The 21,772-nt window shown below is 59.3% G+C and carries 21 protein-coding genes and 1 pseudogene; 13 read left to right on the top strand and 9 right to left on the bottom strand.

Annotated features, from left to right (window positions below; all coding sequences use genetic code 11):
• Positions 1 to 49 precede the first annotated feature (49 nt).
• Positions 50 to 460: a flagellar basal body rod protein FlgC gene (gene flgC / locus CN538_RS16455; protein WP_106420134.1), complete on the bottom strand. Its 411-nt coding sequence runs from the start codon at positions 458 to 460 to the stop codon at positions 50 to 52.
• A 4-nt stretch (positions 461 to 464) separates the two neighbouring features.
• A complete protein-coding gene (gene flgB / locus CN538_RS16450) occupies positions 465 to 884 on the bottom strand; it encodes a flagellar basal body rod protein FlgB (RefSeq protein WP_106420133.1) in 420 nt (139 codons plus the stop codon).
• A gap of 272 nt (positions 885 to 1,156) precedes the next feature.
• On the opposite strand from flgB, the gene flgA reads away from it, so the two are divergent.
• The 7 genes from flgA to CN538_RS20045 all read left to right on the top strand — a co-directional run bounded on the left by flgA (position 1,157) and on the right by CN538_RS20045 (position 9,146).
• Positions 1,157 to 1,924 (top strand): flagellar basal body P-ring formation chaperone FlgA, encoded by a 768-nt coding sequence (gene flgA / locus CN538_RS16445; protein ID WP_106420132.1) that lies wholly within the window; start codon positions 1,157 to 1,159, stop codon positions 1,922 to 1,924.
• 162 nt (positions 1,925 to 2,086) lie between these two features.
• Positions 2,087 to 2,365 (top strand): flagellar biosynthesis anti-sigma factor FlgM, encoded by a 279-nt coding sequence (flgM, locus tag CN538_RS16440; RefSeq protein WP_106420131.1) that lies wholly within the window; start codon positions 2,087 to 2,089, stop codon positions 2,363 to 2,365.
• Positions 2,366 to 2,555: 190 nt separating this feature from the next.
• Positions 2,556 to 2,870 (top strand): flagella synthesis protein FlgN, encoded by a 315-nt coding sequence (locus CN538_RS16435; RefSeq protein WP_106420130.1) that lies wholly within the window; start codon positions 2,556 to 2,558, stop codon positions 2,868 to 2,870.
• A 462-nt stretch (positions 2,871 to 3,332) separates the two neighbouring features.
• Positions 3,333 to 4,229, top strand: coding sequence for a flagellin N-terminal helical domain-containing protein (locus CN538_RS16430; protein ID WP_106420129.1), 897 nt, complete (start codon positions 3,333 to 3,335; stop codon positions 4,227 to 4,229).
• A gap of 179 nt (positions 4,230 to 4,408) precedes the next feature.
• On the top strand, positions 4,409 to 4,645 hold the full coding sequence (locus CN538_RS16425; protein WP_106420128.1) for a tetratricopeptide repeat protein: 237 nt from the start codon (positions 4,409 to 4,411) through the stop codon (positions 4,643 to 4,645).
• Entirely contained in the window at positions 4,639 to 7,878 is a 3,240-nt protein-coding gene (locus CN538_RS16420) for an O-linked N-acetylglucosamine transferase, SPINDLY family protein (RefSeq protein ID WP_106420127.1), read from the top strand. The genes CN538_RS16425 and CN538_RS16420 overlap by 7 nt, the downstream gene beginning before the upstream one ends.
• 173 nt (positions 7,879 to 8,051) lie before the next feature.
• The gene (locus CN538_RS20045; protein ID WP_164999643.1) at positions 8,052 to 9,146 is read left to right on the top strand and encodes a glycosyltransferase; all 1,095 of its coding nucleotides are present in this window, start codon (positions 8,052 to 8,054) and stop codon (positions 9,144 to 9,146) included.
• 168 nt (positions 9,147 to 9,314) lie between these two features.
• Here CN538_RS20045 and CN538_RS16410 read toward each other — a convergent pair whose 3' ends face one another.
• The 6 genes from CN538_RS16410 to CN538_RS16390 all read right to left on the bottom strand — a co-directional run bounded on the left by CN538_RS16410 (position 9,315) and on the right by CN538_RS16390 (position 15,034).
• A complete protein-coding gene (locus tag CN538_RS16410; protein ID WP_242495272.1) occupies positions 9,315 to 9,782 on the bottom strand; it encodes a capsular polysaccharide export protein, LipB/KpsS family in 468 nt (155 codons plus the stop codon).
• A complete protein-coding gene (locus tag CN538_RS20040; RefSeq protein WP_129591394.1) occupies positions 9,770 to 10,312 on the bottom strand; it encodes a hypothetical protein in 543 nt (180 codons plus the stop codon). The genes CN538_RS16410 and CN538_RS20040 overlap by 13 nt, the downstream gene beginning before the upstream one ends.
• Before the next feature lie 429 nt (positions 10,313 to 10,741).
• The gene (locus CN538_RS16405) at positions 10,742 to 11,869 is read right to left on the bottom strand and encodes a Gfo/Idh/MocA family protein (protein ID WP_106420124.1); all 1,128 of its coding nucleotides are present in this window, start codon (positions 11,867 to 11,869) and stop codon (positions 10,742 to 10,744) included.
• Positions 11,866 to 13,020, bottom strand: coding sequence for an ATP-grasp domain-containing protein (locus CN538_RS16400; protein ID WP_106420123.1), 1,155 nt, complete (start codon positions 13,018 to 13,020; stop codon positions 11,866 to 11,868). The genes CN538_RS16405 and CN538_RS16400 overlap by 4 nt, the downstream gene beginning before the upstream one ends.
• A 44-nt stretch (positions 13,021 to 13,064) precedes the next feature.
• Positions 13,065 to 14,162 carry a DegT/DnrJ/EryC1/StrS family aminotransferase gene (locus tag CN538_RS16395; protein ID WP_106420122.1) on the bottom strand — a complete coding sequence of 366 codons (1,098 nt, stop codon included), beginning with the start codon at positions 14,160 to 14,162 and terminating at the stop codon, positions 13,065 to 13,067.
• Between the two features lie 341 nt (positions 14,163 to 14,503).
• Positions 14,504 to 15,034 (bottom strand): bactofilin family protein, encoded by a 531-nt coding sequence (locus tag CN538_RS16390; RefSeq protein WP_106420121.1) that lies wholly within the window; start codon positions 15,032 to 15,034, stop codon positions 14,504 to 14,506.
• A 435-nt stretch (positions 15,035 to 15,469) separates the two neighbouring features.
• Here CN538_RS16390 and CN538_RS16385 point away from each other — a divergent pair, with 435 nt between their 5' ends.
• The 5 genes and pseudogenes from CN538_RS16385 to CN538_RS26735 all read left to right on the top strand — a co-directional run.
• Positions 15,470 to 15,739 carry a hypothetical protein gene (locus tag CN538_RS16385; protein WP_106420120.1) on the top strand — a complete coding sequence of 90 codons (270 nt, stop codon included), beginning with the start codon at positions 15,470 to 15,472 and terminating at the stop codon, positions 15,737 to 15,739.
• Positions 15,740 to 15,756: 17 nt separating this feature from the next.
• Positions 15,757 to 15,990 carry a polymer-forming cytoskeletal protein gene (locus tag CN538_RS16380; protein WP_164999640.1) on the top strand — a complete coding sequence of 78 codons (234 nt, stop codon included), beginning with the start codon at positions 15,757 to 15,759 and terminating at the stop codon, positions 15,988 to 15,990.
• A gap of 210 nt (positions 15,991 to 16,200) precedes the next feature.
• A complete protein-coding gene (locus tag CN538_RS16375; RefSeq protein WP_106420118.1) occupies positions 16,201 to 16,572 on the top strand; it encodes a flagellar protein FlaG in 372 nt (123 codons plus the stop codon).
• Between the two features lie 269 nt (positions 16,573 to 16,841).
• Positions 16,842 to 17,807, top strand: coding sequence for an alpha/beta hydrolase (locus tag CN538_RS16370; protein ID WP_242495271.1), 966 nt, complete (start codon positions 16,842 to 16,844; stop codon positions 17,805 to 17,807).
• Between the two features lie 18 nt (positions 17,808 to 17,825).
• A pseudogene (locus tag CN538_RS26735) lies at positions 17,826 to 19,577 on the top strand (SulP family inorganic anion transporter); the annotation flags it as partial.
• Here the strand turns inward: CN538_RS26735 and CN538_RS16360 are convergent.
• The gene (locus CN538_RS16360; protein ID WP_242495809.1) at positions 19,549 to 20,826 is read right to left on the bottom strand and encodes an AGE family epimerase/isomerase; all 1,278 of its coding nucleotides are present in this window, start codon (positions 20,824 to 20,826) and stop codon (positions 19,549 to 19,551) included. The pseudogene CN538_RS26735 and the gene CN538_RS16360 overlap by 29 nt on opposite strands.
• Before the next feature lie 194 nt (positions 20,827 to 21,020).
• On the opposite strand from CN538_RS16360, the gene csiR reads away from it, so the two are divergent.
• A complete protein-coding gene (gene csiR, locus CN538_RS16355; protein ID WP_106420116.1) occupies positions 21,021 to 21,728 on the top strand; it encodes a DNA-binding transcriptional regulator CsiR in 708 nt (235 codons plus the stop codon).
• The last annotated feature ends 44 nt before the right edge of the window (positions 21,729 to 21,772 follow it).

Here is a 21,772-nt window from a genome sequence, read left to right as displayed (position 1 = left end):
TCCGATCTCGACTGTGGAGACCGCGACTGCCTCAAGCTGGGCCCGGGGCTCAGCCTTCGCCGATGGTTAAGGTCTTGGTCATCAACGTCTTGGCGGTATTCATCACCTCGACGTTGGCCTGGTAGGAGCGCGACGCAGAGATCATGTCCACCATCTCATTGACGGGATCGACATTGGGCAGTGACACGTAGCCCTGGTCGTCCGCCAGCGGATTGCCAGGACGATACTCCTTGCGCAATGGCGTCGTGGTATCTTCCACCACGCGGTCGACACGCACACCGCCCGGGCCGCGCCCATCCTGGCCCAGCGCCTGAAACATGACCTGACGTGCGTAATAAGGCTTGCCGTCGGGCCCGGCCACGCTGTCGGCGTTGGCCAGGTTGCTGGCGGTCACGTTCATGCGCTGAGAGTTGGCAGTCAGCGCCGAGCCTGAAATTTCGAAAACACTGAACATCGACATCGGTTTACTCCGGTTGCATCGCCTTCTTCAGCCCCTGGATCCGGCGACTGACGAAGGTGACATCCGCCTGGTAGCGGACCGAGTTATCGGCGAAAGCGGCACGTTCGCGGTTCATGTCGACGGTATTACCGTCGAGACTGGGCTGATCCGGCACTCGGTAGAGCAGGTCATCGACGCCAGAGAGGCGGGGCCCCTCGGCGGCGATATGCCGGCTGGACGTACGGTTCAACGAGAGACCGCCCTCGCCTGCCGGACGCCCCTGCTGCATGACCCGATCGAGCTCGGCACGAAAGTCGAAGTCGCGCGCCTTGAAGTTGGGGGTGTCGGCATTGGCTATGTTGTTGGCCAGCACCTTTTGGCGCTCGGCGCGCAGGTTGAGTGCCTCCTGCTGGTAACGCAGTGCACTCTCCAACTTGTCGAACATGCCGATGACCTCCTGATATGGCCGGACGGCGGGTGAGCTCATGAGAGCTCGTCGCCGCCTGCTTTCTTGGACAGGGTGGAGAATAGGTGAGTTACGCATGGTAAACTCGTAAACAGACCGTCAATTGCGCGTCATTTCCTGCGATGACGCCGCCCCCCTCACTTTACAATCGCTCTCCATGGTGGAAAGAACCGTGGGGAGCGGGCTTTAGAGGCACGCCTCGCCGCTGAGTTCTTTTCGATACCGACACGAAGCATGCAGCGGGATTCCCCATGACAGCGTCTAGATCGGAAGGCTCTCAAGATGTCTGGCTCGCACGTCGCCCGCGCCTGCGTCGGCTACTGCTCGCCGGCGCCGGCATGCTGCTGCTGACGCTATTTGGGCTCGCCCTGCTGCCATTGCCCTCGATCGCCCAGGCGCAAGGCACTCCCGACACCGACCCCTTGGCGACCAGCGTCAAGCGCTTCCTGCTCACCCAGACGCGCTCGCTGGGTGATCAAGTCAGTGTCAAGGTGCACGACAACACCGCCCGTCTCGGCCCCTGCGTGGCCCCGGAGCCGTTTCTACCGCGCCCGGGGACACCCCAGGGCCGCGTCACGGTCGGGGTTAACTGCCAAGGGGAAGAGCGTTCCCGTTACGTCCAGGCAACGGTATCGGCGAGCGTCAGGCACCTGGTGGCGGCTCGCACGCTCGAGCCCGGAGAACCCATCGACGCCACGGCGCTGACATGGCAATCCTCGGATATTACCCGCCTGCAGCGCGGCTATCTCAGCGCCATGGCCGATGCGGCCGGGCGGGTGGCCACGCGGCGCATCCCTGCCGGGGCGACCCTCACCGACGCCATGGTGAGGCAGCCTTGGCTGGTCAAGCGCGGAGACACCGTGGTGCTGGTCGCCCAGGGGCCGGGGTTTCGCGTCAGTCGCAGCGTCGAAGCGCTGGAAAATGGTGGCATGGGCAATCCCATCCGCCTCAAGACCGAAGGCAACCAGATCCTGCAGGGTCAGGTCACCGGCCCCGATCAGCTACGGGTCAACTTCTAGGGCGACACAATCTGCATACGCAATTGCAAACTTTTTTGACAAAACTCACTCTGCGTGGCCGGCTTTCAGTTTCGGCCATGGCTGCCGATAATCCTTGCAAGCGGCCAAGGCCCTACCCTATCGGCAAGCACATGACCGTGGGCATCGCCCAGAGGTGACGACATGAAGATCGACCAGACCAACTCGCTGACACGCCTGACGCAGAGCGACGCCCTCGACCAGAAGCGCAACGTCAAGAGTACCGAGGGTGCCGCAGCGCCAGCGGGCTCAAAGACTACGCTGAGCCAGATCGATACCCAGGATGCCAGCGGCGATATCGATACCGCCCGGGTGGCAGAGATCCGTCAGGCGATCGCCGATGGCTCGCTGCAGCTCGATACCGGCAAGATCGCCGACGGCCTGATCCAGAGCGTGCGCGATATGCTCAGCGAGCGCGGCTGAACAGTCATCGCGCCTTCCCTTTATTTGGCACATCCTTCTCGAGAGCCCTAGATGAACGTCACAGACCTGCTCACCGAACAGCTGCATCAGCTCGAACAGCTTCTGGAGACGCTGATGTCGGAACGGGAGTGCCTGAAGGAAGGTCGCGCCGACGGCGAGATTCTCAACAACCGCTCGCGACCCAAAGCAGGTGCAACTCGCCGAACTGGAGCGCCTCGAGCATCTACGTCGCGATGCGCAGCGAGCTCAAGACCTCGGTGATGGCGCACGCGGTGCGGAGCAGTTGGCGAGCAGCCATGGCGCCGACGAGCTCTGGCGTCAGATTCGCCAGCAAGCAGACCGCCTGAAGCAGCTGAACCGCCTCAATGGCTTTGTCATCTCCCAGCGCATGGAACACAACCAGCGCGCGATCGATTTTCTCGAGCGTGCCGTGGGTGGCAGCGTCTATGGTCGCAACGGCCAGGCCAAGCCCAAGAACTTCAGCGGTATCAGTTCCCGCGTCTGACATCTTTGCTCTCCCAGGATTTGCTCTCCCAAGAAATGCCCGTTTCGCCGGCAGTCAGTCGACGAAACAGTGGTATATGACGCTCGTCTTTTAACCTGGTTTGAATGGCCAACATTGCCGAACGGCCTGTTCGCCATTGCTGCTCGACTTCTACGTATACCCCTATAGAAGCTGATCGTGACGCGGCTACAGGCGTTTGTGCCCGCCGTGCCGCAGCGCGGGCAAGCGACTGTTTTCGCAGGAGACCCGCCTCAGGCCTCGGCCAGCAACCGCATTCCGCCCCTCACATGAACCTCGACACATTTTTTCACAAAAACCGCAAATCTTTCTCTAAAGCTCCCCGGGGTAGCGCCGATAAATGGGACAACGGCCAAGGGGCCGTTGCAGCAGGATCCGACAGCCATTCGACGTTCTGCGGATCAGGCCCAAATCGCCCTCTCACTGTGAGAAAGGAATACGACAATGGCAGTTATCAATACCAACATCACCGCGCTGATCGGTCAGAACAACCTGAACAAGTCGCAGAGCCAGCTCTCGACCGCCATGGAGCGTCTCTCCTCCGGCCTGCGTATCAACAGTGCCAAGGACGACGCTGCCGGCCAGGCAATCGCCAACCGTATGAGCAGCCAGATCACCGGTCTCAACCAGGCCAGCCGTAACGCCAACGACGGTATCTCGCTGTCGCAAACTGCCGAAGGCGCCCTGGACCAGGTCAACGACAACCTGCAGCGCATCCGTGAGCTGACCGTTCAGGCTCAGAACGGCACCAACAGCGCTGACGACATCGACTCCATCCAGAAAGAAGTCAACCAGCGTCTGGAAGAGATCAACCGCGTCACCGAACAAACCACGTTCAACGGCACCAACGTCTTCAAGACCAGCGCCAGCAACTCCTCGTTCAGCATCCAGGTCGGTGCCAACGATAACGAAACCATCAGCATCACCATCGGCGGCGCCAGCGCTTCCGGCACCTCGACCAACGCTGCCAGCGGCTGGAACATGTACACCAGCACCGCTACCGCCGGCGCATCGGCTGCCAACGGCGGCACTCGTTCCGTCAGCACCAGCGGTTTCGACGTGCTCGCCACCGACGCCCTCAAGGTCCTCGACAACAAGCTCAACAACGTCGACACCGAGCGCAGCAACCTGGGTGCGGTCCAGAACCGTTTCGAAACCGCTATCGACAACATCACCACCACCTCGACCAACCTGTCGGCAGCCCGCTCGCGCATCGAAGATGCCGACTACGCCACCGAAGTGTCGAACATGACCCGCGCGCAGATCCTGCAGCAGGCTGGCACCTCGGTTCTGTCCCAGGCGAACCAGACTCCGCAGACGGTTCTCTCGCTGCTGCGTTAATCCCTCCCCAGGGAGTGATGGAAGGCCGGCATCTTGCCGGCCTTTTTCGTTATATACCCGCCGCATCAAGACCCACGACCGGGAATGGCGCCGTCAAGGCCAACTATTCGCCGCTTCGCTCTTCCCGAGACGTGGGAAGCTAGAAACACTTCTCACCTCCTGCCGGAATATCACCGCTCATGAACCAAAGCCAACACGTCCCCGCCACGCTGCAAAAGCGCTTCATGGACCTCTATCGGCAAGGTGACCATCAGCAAGCCAGGAGAGAAGCCGAGTCCTTGGCACAGCGCTATCCACGAGATGCCTTCTCCTGGAAAGCGTTGGGCAATAGCCAGCTGCAGACTGGTGATACCGCCGGCGCGCTCTCGTCGCTGGAGCAGGCCATGACGCTGACCCCAGCGGACCCCTGGTGCTGACGGCGCTGGCGAAGGCCTACTTCAAGCAGGGTCAGAAGGAGCGTGCCTTCGATCTGCAGACCCGCAGCCTGGAACTCGACGGTGACAGCGCGCAGGCGCACTTCAACATGGCCAACATGTGTTATGAGATTGGCGCCTACCCCCGCGCGGAAAAACATCTGGCACAAGCCGAAAAGGCAGGACATCCGGAAGCGGAAATCCTGGCCATGCGCAGTATCCTGTTTTCACTGCATTTCGAGTTCCAGAAGGGCCTGGAAGCGTTAGAGCGCCTACACGCGCTCAAGCCGGAAGATCCCTCGGTGCTCAACACGCTCGGCAACTACCACAAGGATATGACCGACTTCGCGGCGGCGGAGCGTTACTACGCCCAGGCGCTGCGGCTGAGCCCGCAGTACTACACCGCTTACTCCAACGGGCTGCTGAACGATCACTACAACCCGACGGCCTCCGCCGAGGGCATCCTGGCCAAATCCCAGGCGTGGAAGGATCACTTCACGCCGTCGCGGGTGTTGTCGCATGACGCCAAGGATCGAACATCCGATCGCCCACTCAAGATAGGGCTGCTCTCGAGCAACCTGCGGGTTCATCCGGTCGGCTGGATGGTGAGCAGCGCTCTGGAGAACCTGGCCAGCGATATCGAGATCTACGCTTACACCGATAACGACGCTCACGACCCGATTGCCGAAAAAATCAAACGCCGCTGTCATTGGGTGCCTACCTATCATCTGAGCCATCAGCAGCTTGCCGATAGAATTGTTGCCGACGATATCGATATCCTGATCGATCTGGCGGGCCACGGCGCCCAGAGCCGACTTCCCGTCGTCGACATGAAGCCGGCACCGATCATCATCAAGTGGGTCGGCATGCAGATCAGCAGCATGGGCATGGCGGCGTTCGACTATTTCTTGAGCGATCCGTATGAAACGCCGCCCGGGGTGGATTATCTCTACACCGAAAAGCTGATCCGGCTGCCCAACGACTACATCTGCTATACGCCGCCTGCCTATACCCCCGCGATCACATCGCTGCCGGCCATCAGCAACGGTTACGTGACTTTCGGCTGCTTCAACAACCCTGCCAAGGTCAACGATGTATTGCTCGCCGAGTGGGCCAAGCTGATGCACCAGGTACCCGGCAGCCGCCTCTTCCTGAAAGGCGGTCAGTACACCAGCCCCGACGTGTGCCAACGCATTCTGTCCACCCTCGAGCATCACGGCATCGAGTCCGAGCGCGTCGTGCTCGAGGGCCCCTCGGATCATGAATCGCTGCTCAAGAGTTACAACCGTGTCGATATCGCCCTGGATACCTGGCCCTACTCCGGCGGGCTGACGACCTGCGAAGCGCTGCTGATGGGCGTTCCCGTAGTCACACATACCGGGCCGACCTTCGCCGGCCGGCACAGCGCCACGCACCTGTCGAATACCGGCATGCCGGAACTGGTCACGGACAGCTGGGAAGCGTTCCGCGAGCGAGTGATCGAACTCGCGTCCGACCTACCGAATCTGGCAGTGATCCGCGCGGCGCTGAGAACCTATCTCGAACACTCTCCGATCTGTGACGCGCCCAAATTCGGCCGCCATCTGCGCAAGGCACTGAGAGCCGTCTGGCAGCGTTACTGTGAAAGCGCAAAGCCGGCCGCCCTCACCTTCGACGGCCATGGACGTGCTTATTTCGAGGATCGCGACGAGCCGGTGGAAGTGCCCCGTCCGCCCTCACTCGAGACGGATAACGGTTTCGACTGGCCGCTCGAGGAGCCGATCATCGCCATCGACAACGGTGGCCAGCTACTGAACGATGAGAACGTCGAGAAACTGCTGCGAGACGAACGCCTCGAATTGATCGTGTTCGATCCGTCATCGGATGCGGCTCATCACCCCATGAGTCGGGCCGAGCGCGTGCATTACTATGCCGGCCACGGCCTCGGCACGGGCTCACCGGCGACACTATTAACGCCTAGCCCCAATGCGCCGAGCCCACTGCCAGCGAATAGCCAACGTGAGCAGCGACAAACGCAGGTAGCGGCCGAGTCAGCCGCCTTCGACACCCTGGCTCTGGACAGTATCGAGGGGCTACCGGCCCTGGATTGGCTGGTGCTGGACGACACCAGCGATGCTGCCGGCATTCTGAGCCATGGCAGTCGGTCGCTGGCCGCGGCACTACTGATTCAGATCAAGATCGCCTTCCAGCCGACCCACGAGCGCCAGCCCGATCTCGGTGAGGTTCAGCGCTGGGCCAGCGAGCACGGCTTTCGCCTCTATCATCTGTACGATCAGCAGCATCGCAGCGCACTGCTCATGGATGAGATCCCCGCTGACGCGGTCGTCTCCGAGCTGTGGTCCGCCCAGGCGCTGCTGCTACCCGACCAGACACGCATGGCGACCATGAGCGATAGCCAGCGGATCAAGCTGGCTTTCCTGCTGCACGTCATCTATGGATTCAAGGATGCGAGCGGCAGCTTGCTGCATCACCTGGATGCAGCGCTGGCCCGTCGCTATCTCGACAGGTTCTTGTCCTCGGAGAGTGGCACAACCCAGACACCGGCCCCAATCAGCGGTGCTCAGGACAAAGCTGAGCCACTTCTCGCTCAACCCGCCGGTGTGACCAAGGGCTTGAATCAACTGCGGAAAGCGCTTGGCAATCAACAGCTATGCTTGGTAGACACGGGTAGTCTCGCCAACCATGGGCAAGTTAGCAGCGGATTACGCCATCTTTACCATACTCTAGAGAGCGGGGGATGCCATGTTCGCTGGCTAAATTCACATGACGTCACGCCAAGCGAGTTGATGTCGATTGCCACATCGAAAGATCAGATTTTGATCGGCGGGAATCGATACTATGATATGTCGCTAAGCGCCAGCGGGTACGGCACCGCCAATATGTTCCAGCTGCACCACCGCCCTGTCATTGGTGCTGTCTACGACCACCCCTATGCAGAATTCATGCAGGACAGGATCAAATCCGCCTCGGCCTCCGGACTCTTTGTTGCCAGGACCTCTCTGAGCACCGAACTGAGTTTTATACGTCCGGATATCTCTTTCATTTATAGCCCTACACTAGAATCCCGTCCCGAGCATTGGCAGGGGTGCGATACTCCCCATGATTCTAGAGGTATCGATATTCTGGTACCGATGAACCTAAGCTACGCTGCACTCAGCGACAGCCTTCATCAGCAGCTCCTTGAGACAGCAGAGACCTACGGTCGAAGCTATTTGAGCTGGTTGACAACATCCTAGAGCAGTTTACGGACTTCTCCACCTCTCTTCTCACTGTATTCTGCGCCACTCATGAAAAAATATTCAATCAGACATGGAAACCTAGTTTTCCCTGGCTACCAGAAGATGAAAAATTGCTACGACTGCTGAGTTTGATCGATGACGTTCTCAGGAGCCGGGCACGGCGGCAAATCTTGGAAAAACTGTCCCAGATGAACTCAACCGCCAACATTGTGGTACTGGCACCAGAAAAAGCGCGCGAAGTGCTTGGTAGATTCTTGAACAAGGACGCGATTGCTGAATGGCAATTCATAGGCGAGCAGAGCTTTGAGAAGCTGCGCACTCTATACACACAATCGCGGTACGTCTTGAATGTCTCGCCTACCTATCATGATTGGCTGCACGAACGTATCCGTCATGCGGCTGTCGCCGGTTGCGCTATCATCTCTAATACGACACTCAGGGCTGAAGAGTTCTTTACGCATGGAAAAAATATCCTTTTCTACGAGGATAATACTCTGGATGAGCTCTACTCTTATCATCCCGGAGAAAGCCAAGCGATAGGCTTCGCCGCTCAGGCAAAATCCGAGGCGGAACTCGCCAGCGAGGATGAAAGCTATGATTGCATGCTTTCTGCCTACGCCAACTATATTGAGAGTTTCGGCAAGGTACGAGCTAGTGTCGAGAGCACTTCTCACGCCGAGTCAACATTCTCACTCCCTGACGCGCCTTTCATGAGTGCAGTGGAGAAACAACTTTTCAGCGACGCGCTCGCCGGCACCAACAGTTATTTCGAATTTGGATCGGGAGGTTCTACTGTATGGGCCATCGATAGAGGCTTATCTGTAGAAGGCGTTGAAAGTGATGCAAACTGGATCGACGCGTTAAAGCTAAAACTGGGAGACAAATGTCGTCTAAAACATGCTAATATCGGTCCCACCAAAGAGTGGGGGTTTCCTGTTTCAGATCAATATAGCCATAGGTTTGAAAACTATAGCAAACATATCCTTAGTTTTCCTAAGCCCTTTGATCTCGTCTTGGTCGATGGACGCTTTCGTGTAGCGTGCGTGATAGCAGCCATCATTCAGATCACGCGAACTGCCAAAGACGTCGCCTCCTCCCGGATATTCATTCATGATTTCTGGAATCGCCCGCACTCTAATATCGTACTCGACTACTTGGATCTGGTTCACCGCGTCGACACGGCAGGTCTCTTCAGCGTCAAGACAGGGCTAAACGTAAAAGATCTAGAAAATATCCGCGCTCAATATATTCAAGATCCCCGGTAGAGCTTGAGCGAGGCGCTTAACCTCTTCGGCGACACGAAAATACGTGTCGCCGAAGACCATATAACTCTCGACCTTAGCCAAAGCCTCGATCATCCCCAACCCTGACTAGAGAAAGATATCAAGTATCGGCAGCATACTCAGTCCGAATATGCAGCCAGCAAAAAGCAGCTACCCATCAAACAGATTCTGGTAGTCATGAAATCTCGAGAAACCCAGTCTCTTGAAAAGCCTCATCGGCAAGCCATAACACGCTGAAAAATATCCGTGTGGCAAAGCATTTTCCGCAGGTTTCGGCGCAATATCAGTATCCAGCATGCTCCTCAGCATTTCCCGCGATGAGGGCTCATAGACGGCGTCCAATCCTTTGTAGACGGCATTCCCTAGCACGATACTCGGGATGCCCAGATAAGCGGCCTCGATACCCGCCGTCGAAAAAAAGCAAAGCACCTTACTGGACTGCCTCATGAGATCATAGGAACTGACAATGGAGTCGCTTGGTATGATGTCAACGTTCTCTCCCTGGAGATTATGCCAATAATCAAAATCACGGCGGCAGACACTTGCCTGATTGGGGTGATTACGAATGACCAAACGATAGCGCTGTTGCTGGCCTGCCCAAGCTATCAGCCACGCCACGGCCTCCCGCTGTGTGGCGAAAATACCGGACAAAGTGATTCGCGGATCAAGGGAAGCATATTCGTCTTCACTCGATACAAAATAAACAACATACTCGCTGCCAGCGGAAAAAGATTTTGAGAAACCTTCCGCAAAAACATTGGTTCTCTGGGTCTCAAAAAGGCCTTGGCCCTCTCTTCCTTAAAACCATCCTCAGAGCCCTCCCAAAATGCCTTCACCAAGTGAGAGGTAGACAGAAAATCATGAATCCGACAGGTTTGAGTTCTCAGCGATTCGCCATCCCCCATTCTCTCGTAGTAAACAATCTCTTTTCCAAAACCCTCTACAATCAAACTTTGCGGATACGTATTATAAGACCGACCATTGTAAAAACAAAAAATATCCCCGTCGCTTACTTTCACTGCAGCCAAAGCACGCAGGAAGCTTACTACGAACAGCATTGAGAAAAATAAATAAGAGGCTATATCACCCCGACATTCCTCAACATCCAGCTGCGTGCACCGGCGAGCGGAAATGAGACTAGATGCCACCGAGATGCCAATATTGATTCCTTGGAACTCGACCTCTCGAAGCTTTCTATACTGGAGACGGACGAGGCCAGCGCTTGCGCTGACTCATGGATGTTTCGCCGGGAAAGCTCACAATTTGAAACCGACTGATAATAGCCGGACTTCACACCCAGCTCATTTTGGATGAACTGATCTACCATTGACAGCCTTGATGCATCACGCTCACCTGCAATGACCAGCGGCACGACCTCTAATTCGTCGCGGGACTTGAGTTCGCTCACAAGCTCCAGGAAGGTACCGAACACCTGATAGTTGCTCAAATCGCTGCAGTAGACAAAGGCTCTACGTGACATCACCTACCCCAGAAAAATGAATGATCTATACGACGCTTTATCAAAAGACTCCACCCCAAAATCCAGTGTACACTGGACAGCCATATCGAGCCGCATCTCATTCACGCTCAACTTCTTCCCAGCGACGACTCTTGACTGATGCAACCATTGCTTCGATAAATTTCAGGCCAGACACGGACAACTTTGCACCAAACACTTCTTCAGAAGATTGAGCACCATGCTCCCGGTAGTACAGCAAGTCTGAGTAAATATCTTGGTAAAGATTAGAGAGTGCCTCAATGAATCCCGCAGGATGCCCCGCCTTAAATCGCATGTAGCGCTCATTGGCGGCTACTGAAACACCTGAGGCATTGTCTACGGTCATACGCTGACCATTGGCGTAGCTGATCGTCAGCTCCTCTGGCTTGCATTGCATCCACTCGACGGAGCCTAAGGTACCGAACACCTGTAGTTTCAACCCATTACGAAAGCCCAACGCACTTTTACTGAACCATAGGTGGCCTTGACTTCCATTGTCGTATCGGCAAAGACACTGAGCATCATCGATGACATCATAACGCCCACAGCTTTCCTGGTCGGCTATGACAGCTGCGGGAGAAAGCCCCGTCACATAATAAATCAGATGATGCAAATGGATGGCTAAATCGAGATACAAGGTGGGCGCGCTACCATCACAGAGGCGCCAGCCCTGAGGCCCCCTACCTTTTTTATCGCTGGGCTCTCGCAAAAAACCTTCCTGAGGCATTTCGGCACGAACATTGACGATCTCTCCCAAGCTCCCGCTTTTTACTAATGAGCGCATTTCCCGCGCCATAGGATAGCCAGAATAATTGTAGATGACTGCCAAGAAGCCACCGGATGCTTCGCTAACGGACTTTATTTTTCTTGCCTTCTCACTACTTACCGTCAGTGATTTTTCACAGACAACGGGTAGCCCAGCATCAAGGCATTTCAATACGGCATCTTCATGCACGGGCGTTGGTGTCAAGATCAGCACCGCATCCAGGCGGCTCCCTTCTTTTTTCAGCAGCTCTTCGACATTGCTAAACACCCTATCGTTCGGCACACGATAGCGCGCAGCACTTGCCAAATTGACCTCGTGATCCCGACTAAAAACCCCGGCATAAAACTCCCAGAGCCCATCCAGGTGGGCGGCGACAAAGTGAGCATAACCTACAGCCGAATTCAGCCCGCCACCAACCACACCCAACTTCAGACAACTCATGGCAGCTCTCGCTTGAACAGTGTATAAAACCCACCATTTCTTATCGAGGTATAAACTCGTGCTCTCTCTACACTGTCGCTCACCTCAAAGAAGGCCACTCCCACCCGATCTCCCGCGTGTAGAACATCGCCCGCTGCACACATCGGCAGAAAATATTTAATCTTAGCGGCGTCAGCAAAGGAAATGCCTAGATAACGCCCATTGGATGCCGCCGTAACCGTATGACGAACGATCTCTTCTTGGACACCAACGGAATCGAAGTCGTTCGCCTCTTCCGGCACGAACTGAGAAGCATAACGCTGCGCATAACGGTAACCCGTCGAATACTCTATAAGCTCTGAATACAGATCTCCGGGGCAGCGACGAGTACATTCGATGAGTGTATATTCATCTCTCTCGGAGATGAATTGAATATGAAACAGACCATCTTTCAGATCGAGATACCGACTCAAACACTCGATTTCATCTATGACATTTTTCTTGACCGACTCGCTCAGATCATCAGCCAGATAGCTGTAATCGACCGTATAGGGGTTACTGATGGAATCCTCATGCACGAAAAAAGATCGCTGCACTTGCCCCCGCGTAATAAATGCAGAGCAGCTATATAGCTGCCCCGTTTTGTGCTCCTCGATCAAGAACGCGCCAGACCTAGAGTGTTTTATAGCCACTTCTATCGCCGATTGAGTAGCAGACCCATCGCTAGTGTCTATTGTAGTGACGCCTCTCCCGCTGTAGCCATCAGCAGGTTTGACAATCACGCGAGGAACCTCTTTCAAGTCCGCAAGAGCCATCCGCCTAGCGACCGACAGCCCCAAGGACTCAGCAATGTCTTTGAAGGCAATCTTGTCCGTCAGGTAATGAGTATTCTCTTGGGACTCCAAACTGGGATACAGATCACTCAATTGAGAACACGACACATAAGAGGCATCGGTACAACCAGGCACGATGTAGTCATAACCACCTTCCAGCACCAGACGACGAAGGGTGTCGGCACAGGAATAATCCTGCTTTATATACTTGTCATTATGCTTGGCAAGAGGCTCGTCAGAACGCCCGCCGACGACCCAAACCTCATGGCCCTTGCCTGTCAGGAATTCCCAGACGGGGATCATTGCCCTGTTTGTATCGACAATCAGAATTTTTGCCATGTCACCACTATAGTCTCTAAAAAACCAACGCGAAGGCGAAGTCACTACCCTGCCAGCAAAGCCACCACTCTCTGCACCTCGCCGAGCTCAATCTGACCAGAAATAGGCAAGCAGAGAATCTGCCGAGACATTTTTTCTGCGACTGGAGTCTGTGCTGGCGAATGGTCACGATAACAGCTATGCGCACTTAGCAAGGGATAAAAGTATCTTCTGGCGTATATCCCATGGTCGCGCAAATACTCATATAGTTCGTCTCGAGTCATTCGATAATGTTCATTGACGAGCAGCGGAAAATAAGCGTAATTCGACTTACCGCCCGCGACGTTCTCAAAAATGTCGAGCCCATCTACGCCACCAAGATGGGACAAGTAGTGACGATACACCTTCTCCCTGTGGGAAATAGCTTGGTCTATATGCTTCAGCTGCAGCAAACCAAAGGCCGCGTTGATCTCGCTCATCTTGCCATTAATGCCCGATGCCACCACTGTCGTCTCATTGACGATGCCGAAGTTCTTGAGGTTATCGATATGACGCTTGGTCTTGGCGTCAGGGCAGACGATGGCACCGCCCTCGAAGGTGTTGAACACCTTGGTAGCGTGGAAGCTGATCGCGCTCAGGTCTCCATGGCGCAGAATGCTGCCGCCCGCGTCCTCGACGCCGAAGGCGTGCGCGGCGTCGTAGATCACCTTGAGGTTGTAGGTATCGGCGATCTCCTGGATCGCCGCGACATCGCAGGGGTTCCCGTAACAGTGCACGGGCATGATCGCGGTTGTGCGCGGCGTGATGGCCGCCTCGATCTTCTCGGGGTCGAGATTGAACGTCTGCGGATCGATATCGACGAAGACCGGCGTGATGCCGTTCCAGAGCAGAGAATGTCCGGTAGCCACGAACGAAAACGGCGTAGTGATCACCTCGCCGCCGATTCTCAGCGCCTGCAGCGCGGTAAGCAGCGCAATGGTGCCGTTGTTGAAGAGCGCGATCTCCGGCACGCCCAAGTAATCACGGAGCGCTGCTTCGAGCTGCTGGTGCATCGGCCCGTTGTTGGTCAGCTTCTTGCTCGCCCATATCTGCTCTAGATAGGGGATGAACTCGTCTAGCGGTGGCAGATACGGCTCGGTGACGTAGATGGGCTTGTCGTTCATGTATGACCTTCTGAGATTGCCCATCAAGGTAGAAGACGCTGGGCCTATCGCCGCTGAATGCCAATGCCGGGAACATACCAAGCGATACCGACCTTGGTCGGACATTCCGCCCTGATCGAGACGGACCGTTCCATCACCTTGAAATGGAACCCGGCCGGCGCACTCTCGACCACCACAGCATGCCCGCATCGGCGACAAGCGTTACGGCGAATAAGTGCCTCTACGCGCTCCAGTTCGTCGCTTATCGACGATCCAAGAGTCTCGCTCGATACGCGGGATTCAGAAGTCAGCGGATGATGAGCGACCGCCACACCGGGAAGGCCTCGACACACGCCTTGGCTTCATTCGGCCGCTCGATCAGCGTTGACATCCTCAATCTCTTCGCCACTCTGCACCGCAGGTGTCGGAACCCCCGGGCCATCCTGGCGCTCGGTGCCAAATGCCTCGCGCAGCACGGCGTGCTCGGCGTTCATATCGATGTTGCCGTGGAAGGCCGCGCCATCTTCGAGGATCAGTCCAGGCGCGTAGAGTTCACCCTGCACCTCGGCCGTGGCTTTCAAGGTGATCCGCTCGGCGGCGATGAGCTGCCCCTCGACCCGCCCTTTCACCGTGATTTCTCGGGCGATCAGGCGCCCTTCGACCTGGCCATCGCTGCCAACCGTTACCGCATGATGGGGAAAGCTGACATCGCCGACGATTCGGCCTTCGATCAGCAGGTCCTCGTCGCCGTTGACATCGCCACGAATCGTGGTCCTGGCGCCAATCCGGGACATGCCGTGCAGAGACTGGGTGGGCTCGCCACCGCGGGTCGGCGTGCTGGCGGCCTCACTCGAAGCGGTCTGGCGAAGCGCTTGGCTGGATTTGGGAAACATCGGACAACTCTCGATCACGGGTTGGCGATATTCGGGCGCAAGCTGCCCGAACGCTGAATTCCTTCATCGGCGATCATGCCGATATCTTGATCACGAGTGACCTCGATCACCCGCCCCGCTATAGGCGCTACTCGCTCCTTTCAGATATCGCCAGCTCATGACTCGACAGACGCAATGGGCAACATCGCGTGGCATGCCATCGGAAAACCGCGGCTGCCTTAAGGTTTGCGTATCAGCGCCGATACAAGGATCAACTACCCCCAAACAATAGAGTGGGGAACACCACCCCTGCACCCTGCCAAAGCCAGGACGCGGAGGTGGGCGTCTTGACGTGAACAGACGCGGATTCGGGCGTCTTGACGTGAGCAGACGCGGATTCGGGCGTCGTGAACGAGCACCGAGACAGGCGGGTCTAGCGCACAGGAAGAGAGCGGAATGGATTTGGGAGAATGGCTTCTACTGGGCAGCCTGAGCTGCTGTCTGATGCTGCTGGTCGACGGCTATCGTCGGGCCCGCCGGCGGCGTGAGCACGCGTTGTCAATGGCGCGATCTTCCTCGCTGCCGGCGAGCCACATCGATAGCGAGCGCGCCGAGCCCGATCGGACCCAGGCCGCAGCGGAAGATTCACCTCCCTATTCGTCCGTGCCCTCTTCGGCACCGGCAGGCTCGTCATCGAGCATCGAGGATGACGAAGCAGCGACCTGATCGGCGCCAGTATCAACGTGATCGGCGATATCGACTGCGCCGAGTCGATCCGTGTCGAGGGCCGGCTCGACGGCCTATTGGTCGCCGATGAACACCACGTCGTCGTCGGCGCACAGGCCGAGGTCGGCCCGCAGTTGAGGGCCGGCACGCTGCATATCGCCGGCCGGGTATCGGGTGAGCAGCATGTGAAGGGTGCGGCAGTGATCGCTCTGGCGCACGGGTACAGGGCACGCTCAAGGCGCAGCGCTTGAAGTGCGATGAGGGCGCATGCCTGTCAGGAAGCTTCAATGTCGGCGGCCATCGCGTGGGCGACCCGCAGCGTTGAGTCGAACAGGGTTTGTACGAAAAGTCAGCGAGCGCAGGTAGTTTTCGTGCACAGCCTAGTCAACGAATGGCTGACAGCGGCTGGATGCTGGCAGCAGAGGTCTCTGATCCAAGTATCGCAACGGGAGTGACAAGCCATGCCCAGCCCCATCGATCTCAACACGCTATCGCTCAATCTGGGCACCGGGAGTTCGCCGCAGCAGCGCCTCGATACCCTGATGCAGCAGGCGCGGCAGAATCTGCCATTCGCCCAGGAGGCCAGTGCGGCCGCCAACGATGAGGAGCGTAAGGGCAAGGGCTATCTGAGCGACCAGATCGATGAGCTCAACGCCGTGATGTATCAGTACGGCCTGCGCTTTGAACTGAGTGACTTCGATAGCCAGGTGATTACCCAGGTCGTCGACCGAGCCACTGGCGAGGTCATCCGTCAGATCCCCTCGGAAGAGATGCTACGCATCGCCCAGGCCTTCGCCGACGATCAGGGGCGCCTGGTCGACGCCTCGGCCTGATGCCACCAGCGCTACCGCTACGGCACTGTTACCGCCATCGGCCTGCGCACCAGGATGGGATAGCCTCAGAGATAGTGTCTGGTATCGCGTGGGGGATAGCGGGACAGGCCCTGAAGCCCGGTCCCAAACTCGTCGGATCGCGCGCCAGCGCTTACGCTGAGGTCACGACTGACGGCCGAGGGAGCGGCGAGATGATGGCGCGATGGGTGGTGAAATGGCGAACGCAAACGATGACGCGCGCGCTGCGTGCCCTGCGAAGCTTGAGGGAAATGGGGGTCTGGCTACTGATGAGCGTGGCGCTGGGCGGCTGCTCGACCTACGTCAACGCACCCGACGATTCCGGCGCCGCGGCAGCCCGCACCCCACAGGGGCTCGACTACCAGGTTCTGCATGACCAGCGCTTCACCCCGGCGGACTGGCCGCAAACGCTGACGGCGGATATCTATCTACCCGATACTCCGGACACCGAGCTGCGCCCGGCGGTGATGATGGTTCACGGCGGCGGCTGGGAGGGGCGCTCGAAAGACGACATGACCCCGATCGCCAAGCGCTTCGCCCGCCACGGCTACGTGGTGATCAACGTCAGCTACCGTTTCGCCCCCGAGTTCCGCTTCCCGGCGCAGTTGCACGATCTGCAGCTCGCGCGTCACTGGATCGATGCCCACACCGCCGAGTGGCGGATAGACCGCGCACGCATCGCCGGGCTGGGCTACTCCTCCGGCGCCCACCTGGTCAGCCTGCTCGCCCTGGTGGCCGGCACCGACAGCCCGCTCGATCGCCCCTACGGTGGCGCGGATACCGGCTTCGCCGCGGTGGTCTCCGGAGGCACACCGGCGGATCTACGGCTCTGGGACAGCGGCCGGTTACTGATCCAGCTGCTGGGTGGCACCAAGGAGGAACTCCCCGAGGCCTATGCCGCCGCATCGCCGCTGACCCACGTCCACGCCGGCGCCCCACCCTTTTTCCTATTCCATGGCACCTGGGACGACCTGGTGCCACCGAGCACGCCCGGGTGCTGTTCACCGCCCTACAGTCGCACGGCGTCCACGCCGAGCTTTACTGGATGCGCTGGCGCGGCCATATCACCGCTTTCCTGCTGCGTGGCGATGCAGAAGCGGCGGCGCTCGATTTTCTCGCCCGAGAGATGCCGGCCAATTGAGCACGTCCAGCGGCGGCCCGCTTGCATGCACGCCGGCGAGCGCGCACCATTATCGCTTCCAACGATAAGCTTATGAACAGAGGCCGAAAACACGATGAGCCGATGGCGCCGATGGCTCGCTAGCGAGCCCCGCGAACGGATTCGGCTGCGCGCTCGCATCGCCGGCTACTTTCCCATCATCACCTGGCTGCCCTACTACAATCGTCATCTGCTCAGCGAGGATCTGATCGCAGCGGTCATCGTGACCCTGATGGTGATACCGCAGGCGCTGGCCTATGCCATTCTCGCCGGGCTGCCGGCGGTCGCCGGGCTCTATGCCAGTATGCTACCGCTGATCGCCTATACCCTGTTCGGCACCAGCCGTACCCTCGCCGTCGGCCCCATGGCGATCGTCTCGCTGATGACCGCCGCGGCGCTGTCACCGCTGTTCGTGCCCGGCAGCGTCGCCTACAGCCAGGGTGCGGTCACGCTAGCGCTGCTCTCGGGGCTGATACTGGCACTCATGGGCCTGCTGCGGCTGGGTTTCTTCGCCAACTTCCTGAGTCATCCCGTGGTCTCGGGGCTGCTGACCGCCTCGGGAGTACTGATCGCCGCCAGCCAGATTGCTAGTCTGATGGGTATCGGCGGCTCCGGCTTCACGCTGCTCGACCAGCTCCTGCACATCCTGCGTCATCTCGACCAGTTGCACTGGCCCACCCTGGGGCTGGGCCTGAGCGCGCTGATCTTCCTGCTGCTGATGCGCCGCGCCGCGCCATTACTGCGTCGCCTGGGGCTCGCCGCCGGCACCGCCACCTTCATCGTGCGCCTGGGCCCGGTGATGGCGGTGGCCATCACCACGCTACTGTCGTGGGACGCTCGACCTGCCCGCACTGGGCGTAGCCGTGGTCGGTGAGATTCCCGCTCACCTGCCACCACTCAGCCTGCCCTCACTCGATCCGTCAGTGTGGCGCGAGCTGCTGCTGCCCGCCTTTCTGATCAGCGTGGTGGGCTTCATCGAGTCGGTGTCGCTGGCACAGATGCTGGCCGCCCGGCGGCGCGAGCGCATCTCTCCCGATCAGGAGTTGATCGGCCTGGGCAGTGCCAACCTCGCCGCCGCCTTCACCTCGGGCATGCCGGTCACCGGCAGCTTGTCGCGTACCGTGATCAACTTCGATGCCGGTGCGCGGACCCCCGCCGCGGGCGCGCTGGCGGCGTTCGGCGTGGGCCTGGTGATCCTGTGCCTGACGCCACTGATCGCCTATCTGCCGATCGCCACCCTGGCCGCCAGCATCATCGTCTCGGCCATGACCCTAGTCGACCTGCCCGGGCTCAAGCGGACCTGGCGCTACTCACAAAGCGACTTCGCCGCCATGTTGATCACCATCGTGCTCACCTTTCTGGAGGGGGTCGAGGCTGGCGTGATGGCCGGGGTAGGTGTGTCGCTGGCGCTCTATCTCTATCGCACCAGCCGCCTCACACTGCCGTGGTGGGCCGGCTGCCGGGTACCGAGCACTTTCGCAACGTGCGCCGCCACGAGGCCGAGATCGACGCCGAGATCGCGCTGCTGCGGATCGACGAGAGTCTCTATTTCGCCAACGCCCGCTATCTCGAGGATACCGTCTACGCGCTGATCGCCGATCGCCCGGCGATGCGCCACCTGGTGCTCATCTGCTCGGCGGTCAATATGATCGACGCCTCGGCGCTGGAGAGCCTGGAGGCGATCAATGCGCGCCTGGCCGACTCCCAGATCGCGCTCAACCTGGCCGAGGTCAAGGGCCCGGTGATGGATCGGCTCAAGAAGAGCGACTTTCTCGACCATCTGAGCGGCGAGGTCTACCTCAGCACCTACGCCGCCTGGACCGAGCTGCGCCACCGCCTGGACGACGAGGCCCGTGCCGGCGCCGAATCACCGGACGCCGCAGCTGACGTCTTAGGCATCGGTGAGCCCACCACCGATGATATGCCCCGGTCTCTCCAGCCCCTCGCGACGACGCAGAATCGGCAGCAGCAGATAACAGGCCGCCAGCGGACGGCGGTCGGTCTTGCCCAGCGGACTCTTCTCTCGCGAATAGGGGCGATTGTCCGCGGTCAGCGTGGCGTACCAGCCGCGCCGCGCAGACATCGATCATATGCTGGCCGCAGTAATCGGCGATACGGTCGTACCAGCGCCAGTAGCGCGGCTGGCCGGTGGCGTCGGCAAGTAGCGCCGCGGCTGCCAGACTCTCCGCCTGGACCCAGTGCTGCTTGTCACGATTGACCACCTCCCGGCGCATGTCCACGCCGCTGACCAGGCCACCATGCACGGTGTCCCAACCCGCCTCCATCGCGCCGACAAATAGCGACCCGGCGGTGTCCAGCAGCCAGCCGCGCGCACTCGGTGCCCACGCGGCGAGTTGCGTCATCAGCTTGGCCCACTGGGCGAGATGGCCGATCTGAAAGCCCCAGGGGCGATAGCGGTCATCGGGGCGGTCACGGTGCAGCTCGAAATCCACCCGCCAGTCGCGGTCGAAGTGCTCCCATAGCCAGCCGCCGGCGAGTGGTGCCAAGTGCTGCCAGACGCTGCGGGTCACGCTCAGCGCCCGCGCCAGAGGCTCGGCATCGTTGCTCACCGCCTGGCAGGCCAGCAGTGCCTCGCACATTTCCAGGTTGGCGCGTTGACTGCGGTAGGGCGCGATGCGCCAGCGCGCATCCGCCGAGTCGGCGTAGCGCCCGCTGCCGATTTCGTATAGATGCTTGTCGATCAGTGTCCGCACCCGCGAAAGCCCCGCCGCCGCCTCGCCGATACCAGCCTCCAGCGCCACCGCATAGGCCTCGAGCACCCGCGCCAGCCCCAGACAGCGCTGGGTCTCGTCTTCCGGCGTGGCGCTGTCGAGCAGCCAGGCGTAGCCCTGGGTTCGCGTCTGGTAGTGATGCTCCTCGAGAAATCGCAGTCCGTGACGCGCCCAGTGCAGATACTCCGGCTCATCGCAATGCACCGCGTAGCGCGCATAGTTGATCACGAAGCCGGCGCTGGAGAGCAGATGACGACGCTGGGGCTGGAGCCGCTCGCCGCTATCGGTGAAGGCATGGAAGAAGCCTGCCTGGGTATCGATGCAGCGGGGGTGATAGAACCCCATGAGGCTATCGATCTGGTGAGCGACTTGAGAGGCTGAGGTCAACGGCATGAGCAAAGAATCCTTAGGGTCGCTCTGTCTGGTGTAGCCTGCCAGCCAGCGCGATGCAATGCGTCTCTGGTCGCGCTTCTCAAGACGTCGATATTTTCGTTCAATATCGATATCTCTTCCTCATTCACCCTCCCGGCCGACTCGCCATGCCAACCGATACCCCTCGGAGCGCTCCCAGCGCCGCTCCCCAAAGTGCCGAAGCCGCCTATGTCGCGCTCAAGCGCGATCTCGTGCGGGGCCACTACGCCCCGGCGGAAAAGCTGCTGATGAACGAACTCAAGGCACGCTACGCCATCGGCGTCGGGCCACTACGCGAAGCGCTGACCCGCTTGGTGGGCGAGCGGCTGGTGACCAGTGTCAACCAGCGCGGCTACCGCGTGGCGCCGATGTCGTTCAACGAGCTCGAAGCACTCTACGATGCGCGCGCCGAACTCGAGGGGCTGCTGGCCAAGCTGGCGATCGAACGCGGCGATGACGCCTGGGAAGCGGCGATCCTGGCCGCAGCGCATCGCCTGTCCCGGGTCAGCGAACTGCACTCGGGTGATGACATGCTCGATCTATGGGATGCACGCCATCAGGCGCTACATGCGGCGATCGTCGACGGCTGCGGCTGCCCACCACTGCTGCAGGCGCGCGCGGCGCTGTTCGATCAGGCCCAGCGCTATCGCCACCTGTGGCTGCACCAGACGGTATTCTCGACCGAGGCGCTGGCCGCCAAGCGAGTCGAACACGCGGAACTGGTCGAGCGCGTGCTGGCGCGCGATGCCGAGGGTGCCGCGGGCGCACTGCGTGATCATCTGCTGACGCCAGTGGCGATCATCCAGCGGCGGCTGGCGGAGCGTGGCTGGGCGTAGCCGGCACGTGGCTGGGCCCGAACCAAACGAGGCTGGGCCCGAAC

This window comes from Salinicola tamaricis (assembly GCF_003006155.1).
Lineage (GTDB): Bacteria > Pseudomonadota > Gammaproteobacteria > Pseudomonadales > Halomonadaceae > Salinicola > Salinicola tamaricis.
This window is presented reverse-complemented; position numbering and strand designations above follow the sequence as displayed.